We start from the raw sequence: 768 nt of genomic DNA, 5'->3' as shown, positions 1-768 counted from the left end.
GTCAAGGAGGACGTCACCGACCTGATCCTCAACATCAAGCAGCTGGTCGTCTCCTCGGAGCACGACGAGCCGGTCGTGATGTACCTGCGCAAGCAGGGCCCGGGTCTGGTCACCGCCGCCGACATCGCGCCCCCGGCCGGTGTCGAGGTCCACAACCCCGACCTGGTCCTCGCCACGCTCAACGGCAAGGGCAAGCTGGAGATGGAGCTGACCGTCGAGCGCGGTCGCGGCTACGTCTCCGCCGTGCAGAACAAGCAGGTGGGCCAGGAGATCGGCCGTATTCCGGTCGACTCCATCTACAGCCCGGTGCTCAAGGTCACGTACAAGGTCGAGGCCACCCGTGTCGAGCAGCGCACCGACTTCGACAAGCTGATCGTCGACGTCGAGACGAAGCAGGCCATGCGTCCCCGTGACGCCATGGCGTCGGCCGGCAAGACCCTGGTCGAGCTGTTCGGTCTCGCCCGCGAGCTGAACATCGACGCCGAGGGCATCGACATGGGCCCGTCCCCGACGGACGCCGCCCTGGCCGCGGACCTGGCGCTGCCGATCGAGGAGCTGGAGCTCACCGTTCGGTCGTACAACTGCCTCAAGCGCGAGGGCATCCACTCCGTGGGTGAGCTCGTCGCCCGCTCCGAGGCCGACCTGCTCGACATCCGCAACTTCGGTGCGAAGTCGATCGACGAGGTCAAGGCGAAGCTGGCCGGCATGGGCCTGGCCCTCAAGGACAGCCCGCCCGGATTCGACCCGACCGCCGCCGCGGACGCCTTC

General features: G+C 67.8%; 1 protein-coding gene. It reads left to right on the top strand.

The annotated features are described in order from the left end of the window. On the top strand, positions 1 to 768 hold a 768-nt coding region (locus PV343_RS40205; RefSeq protein WP_319152009.1), incomplete at both ends, for a DNA-directed RNA polymerase subunit alpha.

The sequence above is a fragment of the Streptomyces sp. WI03-4A genome (genome assembly GCF_033792105.1).
In the GTDB taxonomy this organism is placed as follows: domain Bacteria; phylum Actinomycetota; class Actinomycetes; order Streptomycetales; family Streptomycetaceae; genus Streptomyces; species Streptomyces collinus_A.
The sequence above is the reverse complement of the archived record's forward strand: the minus strand, read 5'-3'. Positions and strand labels throughout refer to the sequence as shown.